A 1185-nucleotide genomic window follows, 5' to 3' on the forward strand; every position below is an offset into this window, starting at 1 on the left:
GCTATGGTTTTATTTATGTAGATCAAGATGACGAGGGAAACGGTTCGTTGAACCGGTTACGCAAGGACTCCTTCTATTGGTATCGCAAGGTTATAGCGACTAACGGGACTGATTTAAGTTAATCATTTGCTACCGCGGGAACTGAGATGAAAGTTAAAAAGTCCTTAAACACCAGCATGCTGCTTGCTGAGAATGACGGAAAAGAGATTATACTCTTTGGCAAAGGTATAGGTTTTAACACCAAGCCAGGTGCAATGATCGACTTGCAAAGTGTAGAACAGGTCTTTATGCCTTTGAATGCACTCAAGTCGCGGCATTATCTGTCACTAACGGACACAATTCCCGCGGAATTTTTTGAAATCACACATGAAATAGTCAAGTTGGCTCAAGCACATTACAACGAAAAGCTTAATTCAGTTTTATTATTTACCTTGGCGGAACACTTACATTTTGCTGTCGAGCGCTGTAAGACAAATACGAACATTGCGAATAAACTGACTTGGGAAATAAAGCGTTACTACCAGAAAGAGTATAGTATTGGCGAGTTGGCAAGAGATTTGGTATCAGCTAAATTTGCGGTGAATCTTCCTGATGATGAGGCTGTGCATATTGCTTTTCATATTATCAATGCAAGTTCTCAATTTGATGAGACTAATGCACATAGGCAAGTGGAGTTAGTGAAGAGAATTGCTGAAATTGTTCGCTATAAACTTAATCAAAATATTGATATTAATTCAATTCACTATGCCAGGTTTATTACACATTTAAGATACTTCGCTGAAAGAGTATTAAATAACAGTCTTGCAATAGAAGAAACAGACGATTTCTATAATGAATTAATTCGTTTTCATCCAAAAGCTATGGTGGTTGCTGAGGTAATTCGCGACTTTATAAAAAGCAATTACGCCATTGCTATTCCTAATGATGAACTTACCTGGTTAGGCATACATATCAGTAAACTCAGTAAATATTCAAAGTAAAATTTTATTTTGGTAATAGGAGTGAGGTTTGAGGTTGATACCATGGCTGTTAGCATTTTATGGTTTTCACTCTGGAGCTGACCTGCTCCCTATTGATTAATAGGCGGTAAAGTTAGCAATACATCCATTGATCCTGACCCCGAATATGATCCAGTCGTAATCAGGAATAACCAGCTTCTGATCCTGACCCCGAATATGATCCAGT

At 38.1% G+C, this 1185-nt stretch carries 2 protein-coding genes; both read left to right on the forward strand.

Annotated features, from left to right (window positions below; all coding sequences use genetic code 11):
• A partial coding sequence (locus tag E0L21_RS24660) for a family 1 glycosylhydrolase (protein ID WP_131413831.1) occupies positions 1-122 on the forward strand: 122 nt, incomplete at its 5' end.
• 24 nt (positions 123-146) lie between these two features.
• Positions 147-980 (forward strand): PRD domain-containing protein, encoded by an 834-nt coding sequence (locus tag E0L21_RS24665; RefSeq protein ID WP_131413832.1) that lies wholly within the window; start codon positions 147-149, stop codon positions 978-980.
• Positions 981-1185 lie beyond the last annotated feature (205 nt).

The sequence above is a fragment of the Kosakonia quasisacchari genome, from assembly GCF_004331415.1.
Lineage (GTDB): Bacteria > Pseudomonadota > Gammaproteobacteria > Enterobacterales > Enterobacteriaceae > Kosakonia > Kosakonia quasisacchari.